16 protein-coding genes, 1 tRNA gene and 1 pseudogene are annotated in these 16,998 nt (G+C 60.5%); 13 read left to right on the forward strand and 5 right to left on the reverse strand.

The features are described from left to right. Positions 1-89: 89 nt before the first annotated feature. The gene (locus L0C21_RS11530) at positions 90-1,430 is read left to right on the forward strand and encodes a hypothetical protein (protein WP_259278491.1); all 1,341 of its coding nucleotides are present in this window, start codon (positions 90-92) and stop codon (positions 1,428-1,430) included. A 320-nt stretch (positions 1,431-1,750) separates the two neighbouring features. Here L0C21_RS11530 and L0C21_RS11535 read toward each other — a convergent pair whose 3' ends face one another. Continuing rightward, positions 1,751-2,086 carry a helix-turn-helix domain-containing protein gene (locus L0C21_RS11535; protein WP_259278492.1) on the reverse strand — a complete coding sequence of 112 codons (336 nt, stop codon included), beginning with the start codon at positions 2,084-2,086 and terminating at the stop codon, positions 1,751-1,753. Between the two features lie 624 nt (positions 2,087-2,710). On the opposite strand from L0C21_RS11535, the gene L0C21_RS11540 reads away from it, so the two are divergent. The 3 genes from L0C21_RS11540 to L0C21_RS11550 all read left to right on the forward strand — a co-directional run bounded on the left by L0C21_RS11540 (position 2,711) and on the right by L0C21_RS11550 (position 5,205). Next, complete coding sequence (locus L0C21_RS11540; RefSeq protein ID WP_259278493.1) at positions 2,711-3,256, forward strand: DUF488 domain-containing protein; 546 nt, start codon at positions 2,711-2,713, stop codon at positions 3,254-3,256. A 104-nt stretch (positions 3,257-3,360) separates the two neighbouring features. Further along, entirely contained in the window at positions 3,361-4,350 is a 990-nt protein-coding gene (locus L0C21_RS11545; protein ID WP_259278494.1) for a site-specific integrase, read from the forward strand. Between the two features lie 165 nt (positions 4,351-4,515). After that, positions 4,516-5,205: a hypothetical protein gene (locus L0C21_RS11550; protein WP_259278495.1), complete on the forward strand. Its 690-nt coding sequence runs from the start codon at positions 4,516-4,518 to the stop codon at positions 5,203-5,205. A 219-nt stretch (positions 5,206-5,424) separates the two neighbouring features. Here the strand turns inward: L0C21_RS11550 and L0C21_RS11555 are convergent, their stop codons facing one another. Both L0C21_RS11555 and L0C21_RS11560 read right to left on the reverse strand, forming a co-directional pair. Next, positions 5,425-6,045 (reverse strand): hypothetical protein, encoded by a 621-nt coding sequence (locus L0C21_RS11555; RefSeq protein WP_259278496.1) that lies wholly within the window; start codon positions 6,043-6,045, stop codon positions 5,425-5,427. Next, complete coding sequence (locus L0C21_RS11560) at positions 6,042-6,302, reverse strand: Arc family DNA-binding protein (RefSeq protein WP_259278497.1); 261 nt, start codon at positions 6,300-6,302, stop codon at positions 6,042-6,044. The genes L0C21_RS11555 and L0C21_RS11560 overlap by 4 nt, the downstream gene beginning before the upstream one ends. A 127-nt stretch (positions 6,303-6,429) precedes the next feature. Between L0C21_RS11560 and L0C21_RS11565 the strand changes: the two genes are divergently transcribed. The 3 genes from L0C21_RS11565 to L0C21_RS16900 are packed head-to-tail and all read left to right on the forward strand — an operon-like array spanning position 6,430 to position 8,608. Beyond that, entirely contained in the window at positions 6,430-6,588 is a 159-nt protein-coding gene (locus L0C21_RS11565) for an Arc family DNA-binding protein (RefSeq protein WP_259278498.1), read from the forward strand. Next, entirely contained in the window at positions 6,588-6,956 is a 369-nt protein-coding gene (locus L0C21_RS11570; RefSeq protein ID WP_259278499.1) for a hypothetical protein, read from the forward strand. The genes L0C21_RS11565 and L0C21_RS11570 overlap by 1 nt, the downstream gene beginning before the upstream one ends. Further along, positions 6,956-8,608 (forward strand): recombinase family protein, encoded by a 1,653-nt coding sequence (locus tag L0C21_RS16900; protein ID WP_374940260.1) that lies wholly within the window; start codon positions 6,956-6,958, stop codon positions 8,606-8,608. The genes L0C21_RS11570 and L0C21_RS16900 overlap by 1 nt, the downstream gene beginning before the upstream one ends. On the opposite strand, the gene L0C21_RS11585 is transcribed toward L0C21_RS16900, so the two are convergent. Together L0C21_RS11585 and mnmA are read right to left on the reverse strand one after the other, a co-directional pair. Then, positions 8,565-8,641: transfer RNA gene (locus L0C21_RS11585), tRNA-Met, on the reverse strand. The genes L0C21_RS16900 and L0C21_RS11585 overlap by 44 nt on opposite strands. Before the next feature lie 113 nt (positions 8,642-8,754). Continuing rightward, on the reverse strand, positions 8,755-9,921 hold the full coding sequence (gene mnmA, locus L0C21_RS11590) for a tRNA 2-thiouridine(34) synthase MnmA (protein ID WP_259278873.1): 1,167 nt from the start codon (positions 9,919-9,921) through the stop codon (positions 8,755-8,757). A 206-nt stretch (positions 9,922-10,127) separates the two neighbouring features. Between mnmA and L0C21_RS11595 the strand changes: the two genes are divergently transcribed. The 6 genes and pseudogenes from L0C21_RS11595 to L0C21_RS11620 all read left to right on the forward strand — a co-directional run bounded on the left by L0C21_RS11595 (position 10,128) and on the right by L0C21_RS11620 (position 16,997). Beyond that, a complete protein-coding gene (locus tag L0C21_RS11595) occupies positions 10,128-12,152 on the forward strand; it encodes a flagellar hook-length control protein FliK (protein WP_259278502.1) in 2,025 nt (674 codons plus the stop codon). Between the two features lie 8 nt (positions 12,153-12,160). After that, a complete protein-coding gene (locus tag L0C21_RS11600; RefSeq protein ID WP_259278503.1) occupies positions 12,161-13,255 on the forward strand; it encodes a FlgD immunoglobulin-like domain containing protein in 1,095 nt (364 codons plus the stop codon). A 58-nt stretch (positions 13,256-13,313) separates the two neighbouring features. After that, positions 13,314-14,633 carry a flagellar hook protein FlgE gene (flgE, locus tag L0C21_RS11605; protein WP_259278504.1) on the forward strand — a complete coding sequence of 440 codons (1,320 nt, stop codon included), beginning with the start codon at positions 13,314-13,316 and terminating at the stop codon, positions 14,631-14,633. A gap of 172 nt (positions 14,634-14,805) precedes the next feature. Beyond that, the gene (sciP, locus tag L0C21_RS11610) at positions 14,806-15,096 is read left to right on the forward strand and encodes a CtrA inhibitor SciP (RefSeq protein ID WP_259278505.1); all 291 of its coding nucleotides are present in this window, start codon (positions 14,806-14,808) and stop codon (positions 15,094-15,096) included. A gap of 262 nt (positions 15,097-15,358) precedes the next feature. Continuing rightward, positions 15,359-16,219: pseudogene (gene fliF, locus L0C21_RS11615) on the forward strand (flagellar basal-body MS-ring/collar protein FliF); the annotation flags it as partial. Beyond that, entirely contained in the window at positions 16,206-16,997 is a 792-nt protein-coding gene (locus L0C21_RS11620) for a flagellar M-ring protein FliF C-terminal domain-containing protein (RefSeq protein ID WP_259278506.1), read from the forward strand. The pseudogene fliF and the gene L0C21_RS11620, both read left to right, overlap by 14 nt. Position 16,998 lies beyond the last annotated feature (1 nt).

Below are 16,998 nucleotides of genomic sequence, written 5' to 3' on the forward strand. Positions count from 1 at the left end.
GGACGGTCAATACATCATGACTATTCTAGGTTGAAGAGGACATGCAGCACAAGGCAGCATGACTGTAAGTTCCCGTTTACGGAGTAGGCATGACTTTCGACGAGATGATTGAAGCTTTCTGTAGCGGTACGCTCGAGAACGACATGCCCCGCATCGCGCTGCTCCGACAAGGAAGCCAAGAAGGCGAGGAGATAATGGGCCCTGGCACTCTCCGGCAGAATATCGAGGGTGAAATCGAGCTCAAATGCCATGTAGGCTTCGATGACCCTCAACGTATGATAGACTTGATAAATCGCTCTCAGATGTCCGAGGCGGGCGCGCTCTTCGCCGAAACTGATTATTACCATGTGACCGCCACCGACGCGCATGATGCCGTCTGGGACGCCGGCAGCGTGCTCATCAATTCTTCGATTTCACTGCCCATGGCAGCAGGGGTTATCAGGGCAAAGCCCAAACTGCTCCGGCGTCACACCACCGTGCGCACGCTTACATCTAGCCTTAAATTGCATTTCTTCGATCAGGCTCAGAGAAACTGGAGAGGGCTGATCGGAGGGCCGTACACCGTCGAACTTGATAGTCTCCGCGTCCTGCTTACGGTTGAGCAAGCGCGAGAGGGGCAAATCAAGGTTCTTGCCACCTGCGATGATGCATTTCCTGAGGCGTTCGAACGTCGTTTGGTCGAAGCGCTTCAGTTCGTGGTCGGACAGTCGCTCCACTGCGCGGTCGTGGACGTGATCGCAGCGTCATCCCGGACCCTTTCTCTCTATGGAGCTACCTCACATATCAGGCGCGTGCCCTCCTTTCCGCCACTGGCGACGCATACTACTCAGTACACCAGTCAGCTTATCGGGCTGCTTCGCTGTTATCTGCGATACCTTATGGCCCTCCCGGACGAAGGCATTTGGAGCCCACCTTCGAGCTTTCTGTCGCTGCTGCGTAGGTCCAGCGAGAGTTCCATCGACGGATGGTTGATTGGTATTTGTGTTGCCGTCGAAGGGCTTGCCGGGCTGATTGAGTTCGAGCCTTCGAAGCTAGCGGATGAGCTTGCCAGCTTCCAAGAGAACGCCGCTGCATGGATAAGTGCCCAGGGCATCTCTGACGGTAACCGAAAGCGCATTGAGGGGCTAATCGGGCAGCTAAACACCGTTAGACCTCGCGATCGCATGATGAGCTTGGTGCCGGGCGGATATCTCCTTGAGGATGACATCAAGACTTGGACCAAAGCGCGCAATAGTGCTGTGCATACGCGGCGAGCAGGACTTGCCGACCTGAAGCCGCGCAATCTTCAGAAGAGCATCGACCAGCTTCATCGCATCTACCGTTTACTCTATTCCATCATTTTCTACGTTATCGGCTATCGAGGCGTATATACCGACTATGCCGAGCGCGGCTTTCCGGAGAAGGATGATTCCGGGGCACCGACTAGCTAAGGATGCGGGCCAACGATCAACGTGTGGAGTCCGACCATAAAACACTGCTGTAGATGTCAAGTTAAAGAGGCGGGCGTGTTTCGGCTTCCAGCGATCACCATCTGGCGTTAAACGGAGAGAATGTAGGTGTGTGACGTGTAATTTGCAGATAGCCACATGTTTATCGCACAGTGGCTTTTGGCAGGAGCAGTCGCTCACGTGTTCTTCGATAAATGATCTGAATTGGTCGACACCTACCTGAGGCATTGTGCGCCAACGAGGGCCGCTATCCTCGCCCTCGGCTCTCGAAACCCGCCCTGCTGCTTTCGGCCAAGAGTTACTTAAGCCTTCGGACGAAGGGCTGCCTCAATCAGGTTGCTTAACCAGCGTAGTTCGTTTTCGTTGAGGCTTGCGAGACGGGTCGTGATATCCATCAGCGCGCCGCGCTTGAGCTGACCGGATGGCAGATCGGGAGTAAACAGCTCAGCAGGATCAACACCCAGAGCCTCCGCAAGCTGGGTAATCACACCAAAGCGCGCACCGCTCGTGCCGCCCTCGATCTTCGAGACCATATCCACGCTGATGTTCGCCCGTTCGGCAAGTGCTTCCTGTGTCAAGCCAAGCCGCAAACGGTGAGCTTTCACCAATCGCCCAAATCTCGTGCGTAAATCGACCATGCCTTGTCTCCATCGGCATGGTTACGCGGTCCGCTGAACCGGGGTGACCGACGTAAATTAGAATAACGCTATAACTTGTAATTTACAGGCAACTTTGGCAGAGAAATGTAAGCTCATTCTGGTAGCGCCCTCCGCCGCTGCCAGTAGCGATGACTGTTAAGCATGGAGGTACGGTCATGTCGGATGCCATCCGAGCGTTGCGTGAGAAGTCCAGGGTCCGGGCGGAAGCCCACAAGACAAGGCGAAAACTGCTGAGGTGGTGTCTCGCAGCCTTAACTGTGGCTGGGCTATGGGCGGCTTGGACCGCCGCAAGAACGTTTGAACCTCAGGCTGCCGAGTGCATTCTGGAACTCCCATCTCCTGCTAGCCCCTGAAGCGCCGCCGAACCGGAGGCGTCACAGCCCCTCCTAAGAGACCGGACGCGCCACCCAGAGAGATTAAAAAGCAATCGGAGAGGTTGAAATAGAAAGAGTAAATCGGCATACTTAGTAATTCCCACTAATACCCCCATAAATATCAAATTATGCCACCATAAACAGACTCAACTTAACGAATTAGGTGCTATTTTTCTGCCAATTGATCTAATTTTTACTTAGAATGAGCCTTATATTTGAAAGGTTCATCATGGATAATGTCTTCACTATCGGGCATTCAAATATCAGTTGGGGCGAGTTTCACTATGCCCTCGAACTGTTTGATGTCGGTTGCATCCTAGACGTCCGATCATCGCCAACTTCCCGCTGGCCCCAGTTTAGGCAGCATGGCTTGCGGGACCGACTGAACCGTGTTGGTATCTCCTATATCCATCTTGGCGAGCATCTGGGCGGTCACCCCAAGTGGGGACCGACGGAATATGACGCACGACGCCATACCACATCCTTCGCCATCGGGATCGAAAGCATACTCAGCGTTGCCGCCCGATGCAGACCTGCCCTGATGTGTTCAGAAGCTGATCCGCTGCGATGTCACCGTTTCCTATTGATCTCCCGCCACCTCAACGCCCTGCCCAACGTAGACGTCCGGCATATCCGACATAACGGCACGCTGGAAGGTCACATCCAGGCAGAAGATCGCCTGCTAGCCCTACACCGGATGTCGCAGGACTTACTAACCAATCGAGAGGAACTATTGGCTGAAGCCTACGCCCGACAGGAGCGAAAGCTAGCCTGACAAAGCGAAGACCTTGCAGTTCCAGACCCCCGCCTTTGAGCACAGCGACTTCGGCGCACAGGCTCACAATTGCTCGACAAACACAAGAAGGGCAATGACAGGAAATGCATGAAACCAAGGCCATCGAGAGCGATGCAATTAATTGCAATGCTGCTTCCATCATCGTCCCGGCGGAAATGGCGGCGTCGGCTCTCACAGTGGCGATCCCAGAGCCGGTTCGGCGTCTTCTATCCTCTTCCCTTTCCAGCAACAGCCAGCGCGCTTACACGGCTGATCTGGCCCATTTCCGGGCATCTGGTAGGATCATACCCTGCCCACCACACAGCATCGCGGAGTATCTGGCCACTCTAGCCGATACCCATGCGGTCGCCACGATCCAGCGGAGGCTTGCAGCTATCGGGAAGGCACACCGCGCCCTTGGCCACGACGATCCTTGCCGGACTGAAATCGTGAAGGCGACGCTGCGCGGGATCAAACGGATCAGGGGCGTAGCGCAGCGTGAAGCACAAGCCCTTCTACGCGACGACCTTTTTGCCGTTCTAGAACGAATAGGCGATCGCCCGATTGACCTGCGGGACAAGGCATTGCTGCTGATCGGGTTCGCCGGGGCGTTCCGCCGCTCCGAGCTGGTCGGTCTGAACTGTAACGATGTCGAGCATGCACGTCAGGGCGTCATCTTGCACCTACGCCGATCCAAGACCGATCAGACCGGCCAAGGTCGCAAAATCGCCATTCCCTTTGGGCGGACGCGGTGGTGCCCGGTGCGCCACCTCACCGATTGGCTCGCCCATGCAGGCATCGAACAGGGGCCGCTGTTCCGCAGTATTGACCGGCATGGTCGTATTGCCTCCAGTCGGCTGTCCGGGGGCGCAGTCTCCACAATTATTAAGAAGCGGCTGTCCGCAGCAGGCTTCGATCCCAATGTCTATTCTGGGCACAGCCTGCGGGCTGGCTTGGCCACCAGTGCCGCTATGGCCGGGGCATCAACTTGGAAGATTCGGCAGCAGACTGGCCACGCCTCAGAGGTAATGCTGAACCGCTACATTCGGAATGGCGACATGTTCAGCGAGAATGCGGCAGGTACAGTGCTGTGAATGGTCAAACCCACATAATAACAACAATTTTCAGTACTGTTACAAAAGACGTCATCCAAATGAATGGCGCAGTTAACGCTAATCTGGGCGAATGGTGGCGATAGCCTTAAGCTATAGGCGGCTGTGATAGTCAGCATACCCCAGCTATTAGGAGGAGGCAGGAGCTTGGATGCGGAACTGAAGAGTGCAGCCTTTGAAATTGCGCGCAGAGTGGCAGCCTGCCCCCATTCCAACGGATGTAGAGCGGAGTTCTACGGCAAGGCCCGATCGGGCGAACAGAGGCATATTGCTCCTGTACCATCGCCAGACTTCATTGGCTCCCGCTACTCCGGTCTGGTAATCATTGGTGGCAATCCGGGCCTTGCTCACCATGACATCCACCACGCCAACGATCGGCACATGTTCGACCTCCAGCGTAAAATTGCAGCGGGCGATCAAGCCGCCTTTGATGAACTACTAGAGTTCATGCCGCGAAGCATGGCGCACTGGCCACAGGTAGTCGATAGCGACGGCCGGCAACGTCTGCAGTATGACATTGAAGAGATTGCGTATGTCAACCTCGTGAAGTGCGGCACCATTCCTGGCAAAGGCAACACGCATTCGCTCTTTAATGGGACCGGCATCCTGAACCGCTGCTGGGAGCAACACACGCGCCAGTTACTCGAGTTGCTACGGCCAACGCACGTCCTTGCGCTTTGGAAGCCGATCGTCACCCTCCTCGAGGGGCTCGACTACCCAATCCAAGAAATTGAGGTTGGTTACCATAATGGTGCGAGGCAGCTAACAAAGGACGAACGTTACGCCACGGCTCGCCATGTGATTGACAGCTTCTACGGTCGAGCAACGAGTTCCTGATTGCAGACTCATCCGCCGAACCAGCCCACAGGCAATGCATCATTAAGCACCACTTGCCACCGCGAATGGGACCACCCCGCAGCCACCAAGATGGAAAGGATAGCCCCCTAACCCTTGATAACACTCATTTATCAGAGCCTAAACGAGCCCCGGGGGCGTTACAGTGACGTGCAATTAATTGCACAAGCTGTGCCTGGGCATCCCGCATTACTCGGGCGCCTAATCGAAGAGTGCCAACATCTCATCAGAGAGATCGCGTCGACAAATAGCGATCGTTTCACGTGTCATCATGTCCACTGGATACCACACGACTGCGCCAACTTCTCCGCAAAGGCCGCGGGGCAATATGTAAGAGCCGTCATCTTGGTAAGCTTCCGGCGTATCGTCGCCCGCTTTCACCAGCATGGGCGGATTTTCCCTGTTGGCCTTTTGGTTCATCCCTTGGATTTCACCCTTGGCAATTGGCATCCGAACAATTGCAAGGCGATGTTCAAGGACCAACAGATTGGGCCTTTCCTCGCCGCGACGTTTAAGCTGTTCCTTCGCCGCTCGCACAACTTCATAGGCGGACAGAAGCCAGCTTTCCGACAAAGCGGACTGTACGTCCAAAGAAAAGTCCGGCTCTTTTGGAGGACCACCCTCCATCCGCTTAAGTCGCTCACCCTCAAGCAAGCGAAGCAGCATGTCGAGGCGGCCTATACGCTGCGCTGCTATAATATGAACATTCCCAGCACGTGCACCGAGCGCAAAAGACACGGAAATCCATTTCTTATGTAGCTCTTCGTCGCTGGCCATGGCCATGCCGTAGGCCGCCAAGAGCAATTCGGTCGCGGTCGTCATTGCCCTTTCGCGTTCGCCCGAATCTCCAGCGCCCGAACCTGCGCCCTTAGTGTTTCCATTTCCTGACCTAGCACTTTCACCCGCTCGAAAAGTTCGGGTGTAACAAAATCAGGCACGCACGCGTCAGTCTGCACACTCGCCTCTAGCCGGGCGACGATCTCGCTGTTCAGTGAGCGCCCGTTTTGACGGGCCGCCGCTTCGAGCGCATCCTTGAGTTCGCGCGGCATCCTCAAGCCATAAGGCGTGATGCTCGCCATCGGAGCGTCGGCGGACGGGGCTCTACGAGGTGGTGCTTTACTCATGGCTACACTGAAGCTCATTTTCGCTCTTGCAGCAATCCATACATTATAGCTACACTGTAGCTCTTTTGAAGGAGTCGGTGCTATGCATACCCATGATGTTCAACCAACGAGTCTGCGGTTGCCCACTAATCTGAAGTCGCAACTAAAAGACCGGGCGAAAGCCAATCGTCGTTCGCTGACCGGAGAAATCATCGCGATCTTGGAGCGCGCGATGACCACCGATGCGAATGAGGCTGCGTGATGGCCCGCATCATCAAACCCCAGGAATATCGCCGGGAAGACAGCCTCACCAAGATCTCCACTTTGGCAGCCAAGATAGAGGCATCCAACATTGCGGAAGCCGCAACGATGGGGCTGGAAATCATCAAGTTGAATGATGGCGGCTACCGCGTAACCGACACCACCACCGGGCAGGTCCGGCGCAAAAGATTACGTGATCTGGATCGGTTCGTGGACATGGAGCGTGACCGTCTCGCGAACGCCCTGGGCTTCCCCAGCGCATACTACCTGCGGACAATGCAAGGGGTCGCGCATGGCGAGAAAACCACTCACGCCTATGCAAGGGCGCTCCGCTATTTGATGACCACGATCATCGGGGAGGCAGCGTGATGCCTGAACTGCTCCGCGCTGCCATCTACGCCCGATACTCCACAGACCTCCAGAACGAAAAGTCCACCGAAGACCAGATTGACCTCTGTCGCGCCTACGCTGCCCGCGAACGCTACGAGGTCGTCGCCACCTACGCCGACAAGGCCCGGTCCGGGGCATCCCTCATTGGCCGCGACGAGGTCATGCGGATGCTCGCCGACGCGAACGAGCGCAAGTTCGACGTCATCATCGTCGAGGCACTCGACCGCCTCTCCCGCGACATGGAAGACCTCGCAGGCATCCACAAGCGGCTGTCCTTCCTTGGCATCCGGCTCGTCGCCGTACATGAGGGCCAAGCCAACACCTTGATGGTCGGTCTGCGCGGGCTGGTGGGCCAGCTCATGCGCGAGGACAACGTCCACAAGATCAGGCGCGGCATGACCGGCCTCGTCAAATCCGGCCTGTCAGCAGGAGGCAAGGCATACGGCTACCGGCCCGACCCGATGAACAAGGGCAAGCTCATGATTGTGGAGGAAGAGGCCGATGTTGTCCGGCATATCTTTCGCTCCTACGCAAAAGGCGTGTCTCCACAAGCCATCTGTCACGGCTTGAACGCCAGACACATTGCGCCACCCAGAGGGAAACACTGGCAACCCTCCGCTCTGCTTGGAATGGAGGCTCGGGGCACCGGGATCTTACGCAACGAGCTTTATGCCGGTCGAAGAGCTTGGAACAAGGTGCAGATGATTAAGGATCCAGATACAGGCAAGCGGATTAGCCGCCCCAACCCGCCAGAGGAATGGCACCGCGCTGAAGCTCCTGAACTGCGGATTGTGTCGGACGACCTGTTTGATATGGTGCAAGCGCAACTGGCTGCTCGCTCCCGCACCCAGAGGAAAGGCAAAATTGGAGCACACAAGCGCCCACAATACCTGCTTTCCGGCCTGCTGAAATGCGATGCTTGCGGTTCAGGCATGGTTCGTTGCGGCAAGGATAAGTCGGGAAAGAACCGCCTGAGATGTTCTGCCCATCACGGCAGCAGGAGCTGCCCGGCCCCCAAAACCTACTATGCCGAAGATGTAGAAGCCTTGGTTATCAACAGCCTCACCAAGGAACTGGCTAGCCCGGCGCAAATCCATGCCTATGCCCGAGCTTACATGAGGGAGCGCCACACCAAGACAGCCCAAGAAAACCAGCGCCGCATCTGGATCGAAAGTCGTTTGAAGGCAATCGACAAGGAAAACGCTAGATTGGTTGACCTTATGGTCCGTGGCGTTGCTGACACTGAAACGCTGGGGGCCAAATCCAAGGAACTGGGCCGGGAACGGGATAATCTGCGGACCGAACTGGCTAGCCTCCCCGAGGGCACCAACATCGTTGTGCATCCAGCCGCAGTTGAGCATTTCGCCCGCAAGCTGGCCAGCTCCCGCATCAAGCTGGAATATGCTTTGCACATGCTGGATGACATGGGCGAACTGCAACAGCTCGTTCGGGAAGTAATTTCCTCGATCACCCTGTCAAAAGACGAGAGCGGGGTGATGGGCATTTACGTTGAGAGCTATTTGGAGCCGTTCCTAAAGGAACCGGGCAAGCCCCAGAAGGCACAAGGCCTTCTTGGGGTTACACCGTTGGTAGCGGAGGAGGGACTTGAACCCCCGACACGCGGATTATGATTCCGCTGCTCTAACCAGCTGAGCTACTCCGCCACTCACCGGTGAGGCCGTCGCTATAAGGCCATCGACGTATGGCGTCAAGCGCTTCGTTTAGCCTTTCGTGCGGACTTTGCCGCAACGACGGCCTCGCCTTTCCACACGGCCGATCATGCGGCCGGAGCCGCAGTCTGCCCGCCCTCCGCCATCAACGCCAGCATCAACGGATGAGCAGGCGTCGTGCCGCTGATCCAGCCGCCGCCCAATACGCGCTCCCCGCTGTAGAACACGCATGCCTGACCGGGGGAAACGCCGGCCTCTGGCTCCTCGAACACCACATGCGGCTGGGGCAGCGGCAGGTAGCGCGCCGCAACCGGACGGCTGGTGGAGCGCACCCGCACCATGACCGGCGCGCCATCCGCAGGGATATCCTCGCCTAGCCAGTTCACATCCCTCAGCGCAAGCGATGCCGTCAGCAGCGCCTCGCGCGGGCCGACGATGACGCGCTTGCGCGCGGGGTCGAGCCTGACCACATAGATCGGCTCCGCAAGGCCGCCGATCTCCAGCCCCTTCCGCTGACCGACCGTGTAATGAATAATGCCCTTGTGCGTGCCCAGCACCCGCCCGTCGATATGGACGATCTCGCCGGGCTCAATCGCGCCGGGGCGCAGCTTCTCCACCACGTCCACATATTTGCCGGAGGGGACGAAGCAGATGTCCTGGCTGTCCGGCTTGTTGGCAACCGCCAGCCCAAAGCGTTCGGCAAGCGCCCGCACGTCCGGCTTGTGCATGCCGCCCAGCGGGAAGCGCAGATAGCCAAGCGCCTCGCGAGGCGTCGAGAACAGGAAATAGCTCTGGTCCCGCGCCGGATCGACCGCCATGTGCAGCTCGGGCGCGCCCAGTGGCCCAAGGCGGCGCACATAGTGGCCGGTGGCGAGGCAATCTGCGCCGAGGTCGCGGGCGGTCTCCAAGAGGTCCTTGAACTTGACCTCCTGGTTGCACTGCACGCAGGGGATCGGCGTCTCGCCGCGCAGGTAACTGTCGGCGAAGTCATCCATCACCGATTGGCGGAAGCGGCTCTCGTAATCCAGCACATAGTGGGGAATGCCGATGCGGTCCGCCACGCGGCGGGCGTCGTGAATGTCCGTGCCCGCGCAGCAGGCCCCGGTGCGACCCACCGCCTTGCCGTGGTCGTAAAGCTGAAGCGTGATGCCCACCACATCGTAGCCTTGGTCTTTCAGCAGCGCGGCCACGACAGACGAGTCCACCCCGCCCGACATCGCCACCACGACACGGGTTTCGGCTTCCGGCTTCTCAAATCCGAGCGAATTGGTCATCGGCGTCACGTAGCGCGCGCGAGACTTATCCACAAGGGCGGGCCCGGCAATTTTCGCCCAGCCGTGCCAAGCTTGCCGGGCGACAAGCCGCCAACACCCTCGGCAAGAATCGCCACGAACCCCCATAACCTATTGTTATTTAAGGATTTCAAAAGTTGGCCCGGCATTTGCTTATCTGTTTGGCGAATGCACGAAACGGAGCAAGCATGACCGGGTTCCTGCCCATCCTGACCGCCAGCCATGGCGCAACGCCCCAGACGGCCCCAGACGCCGTCGCCGCCCCTGCAATGGGCGCGGAGGATGCGTTTGCCGCCGTGCTGGCCGGGCTGTCCGGCACCGAAGGTGGCGCCGCACCCGCCGATACGCGGGTGCCCGGCGAAACCCAAACCGCTCTGACAGGCAAGACCAAGCGCGGCTTTGTCGTATCGACCGATCAGGTGGCCGGCTCGGCGCTGCAACGCCTAAAGCTGGCCTTCTCTGACGCTGGAACGGCAAGCAGCATCCTGTCTCTCATGCCCGCGAGCGCTCAGGCCGTTCCCGGTGCGGCGGCTGAGGCGGCCCTGCCGGACGGCATCGTGCCCGCCGGCAACGCCTCTGCCGAGATGCTGGCAGGCATTGCCCCCGGCGGCGCGCCCGATATCAAACATGCCGCCGAACACGCCGATGCGAAGCCTGATGCCACGCCGGCCGACCAGCAGGTGGCACCTGAGCTGCAACCGCAGACGCCGGCAACAACGGACACACCCGCAGCGGCAGATGCGAGCCCCCAGGCGGGTATCACAGCGCCCGTTCCTGCGGAGACGCCGCCTCTGACCGGCAAAGCCGATACGGATACGGACAGTGCACCGGAGACGGTCGAGACCGCTGATGCCGACCAAGCGGCCATGCCGGTCAATCCTGCCTACCCTGCTGTCGCCGTGGTTCAACAGGTAGTGCAGCAGCCCACCGAACCGGCTCCGCACACGCTGGTCAGCAATGCCCCGGCAATGCCGGCCGGCATTGCTGATAACGGCGCAATTCCGGCAGCGGCAGCGATGGCCCAGGCGGGTGCTCCGATGCACGGCGCCCCTGCTGCCGCTCCCGCCAAGACCGAAACGCAGCCTGAACTGAAAGGCGGCAAGAAAGACCAGGCTCAGCCGGAGCACACGCTGACCAGCAATGCCGCGCAGACCGCTGCTCCCGCCCCGGCGAGCGATACGGCTGCGCTTGCAGCCATCGCGCCCGCCGCAAGGCGCACTGCCCAAACGCCCCCGCCCGCCGCGACCGCGCCGGTAACGGGAGAGGCGCCGGCAGAAACCGCTGACGGCGCAAAAGCTGCCCATGCTGATGCGGCCGCCATCGACGCCCCGGCCCAGGGCAAAGCCAACGGTGAAAAACCTGCCAAGGTCGGCGCCTTTGATTCCCTGATGGCTCAGCTGCCCCAGCAGCCTGGCGCCGCTCCGACGGCTGAGGCGCGCGTGGCTACCGGCAAGCCTGTCGTTGCGGAGACCGGCCTGGCCGACAAGCCGATTGCGGAGATTGTCGCCGGAGCAAAAAAGCACCCAGCGGCTGAACGCGCGCGCGCCGACGAGCCCCGCGCCGATAACGCTGATACGGCCAAGCCCAAGGCTGATGTGGCCCAGGGCGCACAAACCGTCCGCCCCGCCGCCGTGACGGCGGAAGCGCCCGCCCAGCCGGCCGCGCCGCAAGCAACAACGCCGGATGGCCTGCAACCGGTCTCCGCCCATCCGGCCGCCACCCATGGCACGGCCCCGCACGCCACTGCCCAGCCGCACGCGGCCGACGTGGTAAAGGTAGCAACGCCCCACCACCTGCCCGAGGCGGTGAGCATGGCCATCAGCCGTCACGTGGGCAACAACGCGACGGAATTCGCGCTGCGGCTTGACCCGGCGGAACTTGGCCGCATCGAGGTGAAGCTGGAACTGGGCAAGGACGGCCAGGCGGTCGTGCATATCCAGGCAGACAATGCCTCCACCATGGACCTGCTGCGCCGCGATGCCCACGTTCTTGAGCGGGCCCTTGCCGATACCGGCCTGCGGCTCGACAGCGGCGGCCTCAACTTCAGCCTGCGCCAGCAGGACGGCCAGGCCCAGCAGCAGTTCGCGGGCGAGTCCGGCAGCCGATCCTCCTTGGGTCAGGCTCAGGAAACCGCTCTTGCCGGCCCCGAGGCCGATACCCTTCAACGCCCCAGCCGCCGCAGCGCCACCGGGCTGCTCGATCTTTCGATTTGAGGTGACACATGTCCACCCTTAGCTCTCTCAGCTCGGTTGCCAACGCGGCCACGACCTCGCAGAAGACGGCCTCTTCCGCCGCCACCCTCTCGAGCAACTTCGACACCTTCCTGACGCTGCTGACGACCCAGCTGCAGAACCAGGACCCGATGGAGCCGATGGACAGCTCGGAGTTCACCAACCAGCTGGTGCAGTATTCCACCGTAGAGCAGTCAATCCAGCAGAACGCCAATCTGGAAAAGCTTATCGGCATGTTCCAGACGCAGGGGCTGAACACGGCGACCAGCTACATCGGCAAGGAAGTCACCGCCCTCACCGACATGGCCTACCATTCCGGCAAGGGTGCGAACTGGATCTACAGTCTCGAGTCCAATGCCGACTCGGTGAACATCATTGTCAAGGATGCCGAGGGCAAGACGGTCTACTCCGGCGCGGGCAAGACCGGCGCGGGCGAGCACAACTTCGCCTGGGGCGGCCTCGACAAGGATGGCAACCCGCTGCCCGAAGGCTTCTACACGATGGAAGTGACGGCCAAGATGGTCGATGGCACCGAAGTCGCCAGCGACATCTATCTGCGCGACAAGGTAACGAGCGTCGAGGTCAACGACGGCGAGCCTGTGCTGGTGGTGGGCGGCATGCCGGTGACGATCGACAAGATCGCCATCGTCAAGACCCAGAGCAGCGCCGAGAGCCTGACGGCGGCCGCCGGCTACCTCGGCAAGACCATCAGCGCCGAAACGCCGCTCGCCACGTTCGACGCAGACGGGGCGGCCTGGATCTACGATGTGGGCGACGATGCCACCCAGGTTACCCTGACCATCAAGAACAGCGCGGGCGCGACGGTTCACGAGACCACGGGCATCCCGCTGCCGGGAGACCACAAATTCACGTGGGATGGCTCGGGCACCTATGCCGACGGCGTGAACGGCGAAACCTACACGCTGGAGGTCAAGGCAAAGGACATCAACGGCGTCGAAGTCACCTCCACCGTCCGGCTGAACGGCACGGTGGAACGCATCGAGATGCAGAACGGCTCGCCCGTCCTCATCGTCGATGGAACTCCGGTCCGCATGGACCAGGTCACCAAGGTCAACAACGCATAGTCGCTTCCCTCGACAGGAAGCCTGAAACGCACCGAATTTCATACGCAGGAGAAACACGATGAGCTTGTACGCTGCGCTTTATTCCGGAACTTCGGGCCTTGCCGCCAATTCCAGCGCGCTGGGCATCATCTCCGACAACATCACCAACGTGAACACCATCGGCTACAAGGCTGCCGATGCGGAATTCATGACGCTGGTGACCGAGAGCTCCAACTACGGCAGCTATTCCCCCGGCGGCGTGGCCGCCCGCGCCCGTTCGCTGATCGGCGCGCAGGGGTTGCTCCAGACCTCCACCTCCGCGACCGACCTTGCCATCGACGGCAACGGCTTCTTCGTGGTGCGCCCGGACCTCGGCCTCTCGGACGACGTCTACTTCACTCGCGCCGGCTCCTTCCGCCCGGATCCGCAGGGGTATCTGCAGAACACCGCCGGCATGTACCTGATGGGCTGGCCGCTTGATGCCAGCGGCGACTATGTCGACAACGGCGACGTAAACGTGCTCTCGCCAATCAACATCGCCAGCCTGACCGGCACCGCCGAGGCGACCACCTCCGCCAAGATCCGCGCCAACCTGCAGTCGAGCCAGGAGCCGTACCCGGCCACCGCCACCCCGGCCTATACCACCGGCAGCCTGGCGGATGGCACGATCAAGGCCCATTTCTCCAAAACCGTGAAGGTCTATGACTCGCAAGGCTCGTCGCACAACATCACCATGAGCTTCCTCAAGACCGAGAACCCCAACGAATGGGCCGTGGAACTGCATGGCGACACCGCCGAGGTGTTGAACGGCACCCCGCCGGGCGTCGTGGCCTCCGGCACCATCACTTTCAACGAGGACGGCAGCCTCAACCTCGGCGCCTCAACGGCGGCGCTGTTCCAACCGGTGGATTTCGACTGGGCCAATGGCGCATCGGACTCGCAAATTACCTTCAATTTCGGCACTGACGGGCAGGCGGATGGCCTCACCCAGTTCGACAGCACCTCGACCATGATCTCGTCCAACATCGACGGTGCGGTGTTCGGCAACGTGACCGGCGTTTCGGTGGGCAAGGACGGCGTGGTGACGGCGCTGTTCGACAACGGCCTCACCCGCGCGGTCTACAAGCTGCCGATCGCCACCTTCCAGAACCCGGAAGGGCTGCAGTCGGTGCAGGGCAACGCCTTCGCCCGGACCGATTATTCGGGCGACTTCGAACTGGTGGGCTCGGGCACGGGCGGCGCGGGCCAGGTTTCGCCCAAGACTCTCGAAGCATCGACCGTCGATCTGGCCAAGGAGTTCACCAAGCTCATCACTACCCAGCGCGCCTATTCGGCTTCGGCCCGCATCATCACCACGGCCGATGAAATGCTGACCGAACTCAATCAGCTCAAGCGATAAAGGATGAAAGGGAGACGGAGGCGGCCAATCATTAAACTGTCGTTAACCGTCTCCCTTAGTCCTCCTTTCACCCGGATCGGCGATCCATTTACCGCGTCGCTTAGCTGTTCGTTAGGGGCGGCATCGTAAGCTGGCAGAATTCGAAGCTGGTGCGGAGTGGAGTTTGAGAACGATGATCGAGAATCAGAAGTTCCGCCCCCAAGCGGTGATTGGCCCGCTTGGCGAACCACTAACGCTTGATAATCTTCCGCCGCCGGATACGACTCGCTGGGTTGTCCGACGGAAAGCGGAAGTGGTCGCCGCGGTCAAAGGCGGGTTGTTGACGATGGAAGAGGCTTGCGCCCGGTACAGCCTGTCGGTTGAGGAATATCTCTCCTGGCAGCGCTCGGTGGAACGCAACGGCATGCCGGGCCTGCGTGTTACCCGGGTTCAGCAGTACCGCTCCGTAGAGGCACGGAGCTAAGACCTGAAAAGCCGGCCCTGAGGTGCCCGAGGGCATTTCGGGGCCGCTCTTTTTTCAAAAGGGCCGCCAACTGTGGCCCCGCTGCCCACCCGGCAATTTTTTCCTGGTTGTTTACCTCTTGTTCACTATCCAATCCCTAGCCTTGCAATCGTAATGACCCGCGCGCCTTGTTCCGGCCGCAGGTCAGCACGGGGCAGAGGATGGGGCATTGGAAAGTCTTAAAAATTTAATCGCCACGCTGGGCGTCAAACGGCTCGCCATCATGGGCGGCACCGCCCTTGCGCTGATTGCCGGTTTGGCTTTCCTGTCCTTCCGAGCTTCCGAGCCGGATATGGGCTTGCTCTTCACCGATCTGGAGCCTGCCCAGGCCCAGGCAATCACCGAGAAGCTGCGCGGCCTCAACGTGCCGTTCCAGCTGACGCCCGATGGCACCGGGGTCATGGCGCCGGTCGATCAGCTGCCCGAACTTCGCATGAGCCTGGCTGCCGAGCAGATCTCCGGCCCCATCGGCTACGAGCTGCTGGACCATCAGGACCCGCTCGGCACCACGGCCTTCATGCAGAACGTCAATCACATTCGCGCCATCGAGGGCGAGCTGGCCCGCTCCATCGCCAGCCTCAGCGCCGTGCAGAAGGCGCGCGTTCACCTTTCCATCCCCGAACGCGCCCTGTTCGAACGGGAGCAGCGCAAACCCTCCGCCGCCATCACGCTGAAAACCCGCACCCGCCTGTCGCCGAGCCAGGTGACGGCCATCCGCGATCTCGTCTCCGCCGCCGTGCCGGACCTGGAGCCGGGCCGCATTTCCATCGTCGACCAGAACGGCACGCTGCTGGCCCGCTCCGGCACCGATGACGCCAGCGGCCTTGCAACGACCCTGGAGGAGCGCCGCACCACCATCGAGAACCGGCTGCGGCAGGACGTGGAAACCATGCTGGAGCGCATCGTCGGCCCCGGCAAGGTGCGCGCCGAAGTGGCCGCCGAGCTCAACCTGGAGACGGTGCGCGAGGAATCGGAAATCTTTGATCCGGACCGCCAGGTGGTGGCGCGCTCCACCACCGTCGAGAACGGCCAGCAGAGCACGGATACGCAGACCAACAATACGGTGACGGTTGCCAATAACCTGCCGGAAAACAACGCGCAGAACCAGCAGCCGGGCGCCAGCTCCAAGCAGCACCTCGAACGAGGTATCGGAGCAGATCGAATACCAAAACTCGCGTACGCACACGACGACGATGCGGAACGCCGGTTCGATCAAACGCCTGTCGGTCGCGGTGATGGTGGACGGCGTCTACGCCGGCGAAGGCGACAAGGCCACCTATAAGCCCCGCCCCCCTCAGGAACTGGAACAGTTCCGCCGCTTGGTGCAGAACGCCATCGGCTATGATGAAGGCCGCGGCGACAGCGTGGTGGTGGAGAACCTGCGCTTTGCCCAGACCAACGATGGACTGGGCACTGAAGCCGGCTCCCTCCCCCTCGGCCTGGAATCCGACTCCCTGATCCGTCTGGCGGAAATCGGCGTCATCGGCCTGCTTGGCCTGCTTGGGTTCTTCTTCATCCTGCGCCCGATATTGAAGGCCATGAAGGGGCAGGCCCAGCCGGCCGCTCCGGAGGGACAGCCGGCGCAGATCCAGGCGCCGGCAGAGCGGCTGGCGCTGGCGCCGCCGGACAATGTGTACATTCCCCAGGAGCTGATCGAGCGCGCCGCCGCCGGCGATGAAGAGGCGATCCGCATGATCCAGGTCACGCGGGGCAAGGAGCTTGGCATTCCCGTGGAATCCGAAATCGACGTGGCGCAAATCGAGGGCAAGCTGAAAACATCCGCCCTGAAGAAGGTCGGCGATGTGATCGAGCGCAACCCCTCCGAAGCCGTCGCCATTATCCGCCAGTGGATGTATTCGTGAG

This window comes from Pedomonas mirosovicensis, from assembly GCF_022569295.1.
GTDB classification, from domain to species: domain Bacteria; phylum Pseudomonadota; class Alphaproteobacteria; order Sphingomonadales; family Sphingomonadaceae; genus Pedomonas; species Pedomonas mirosovicensis.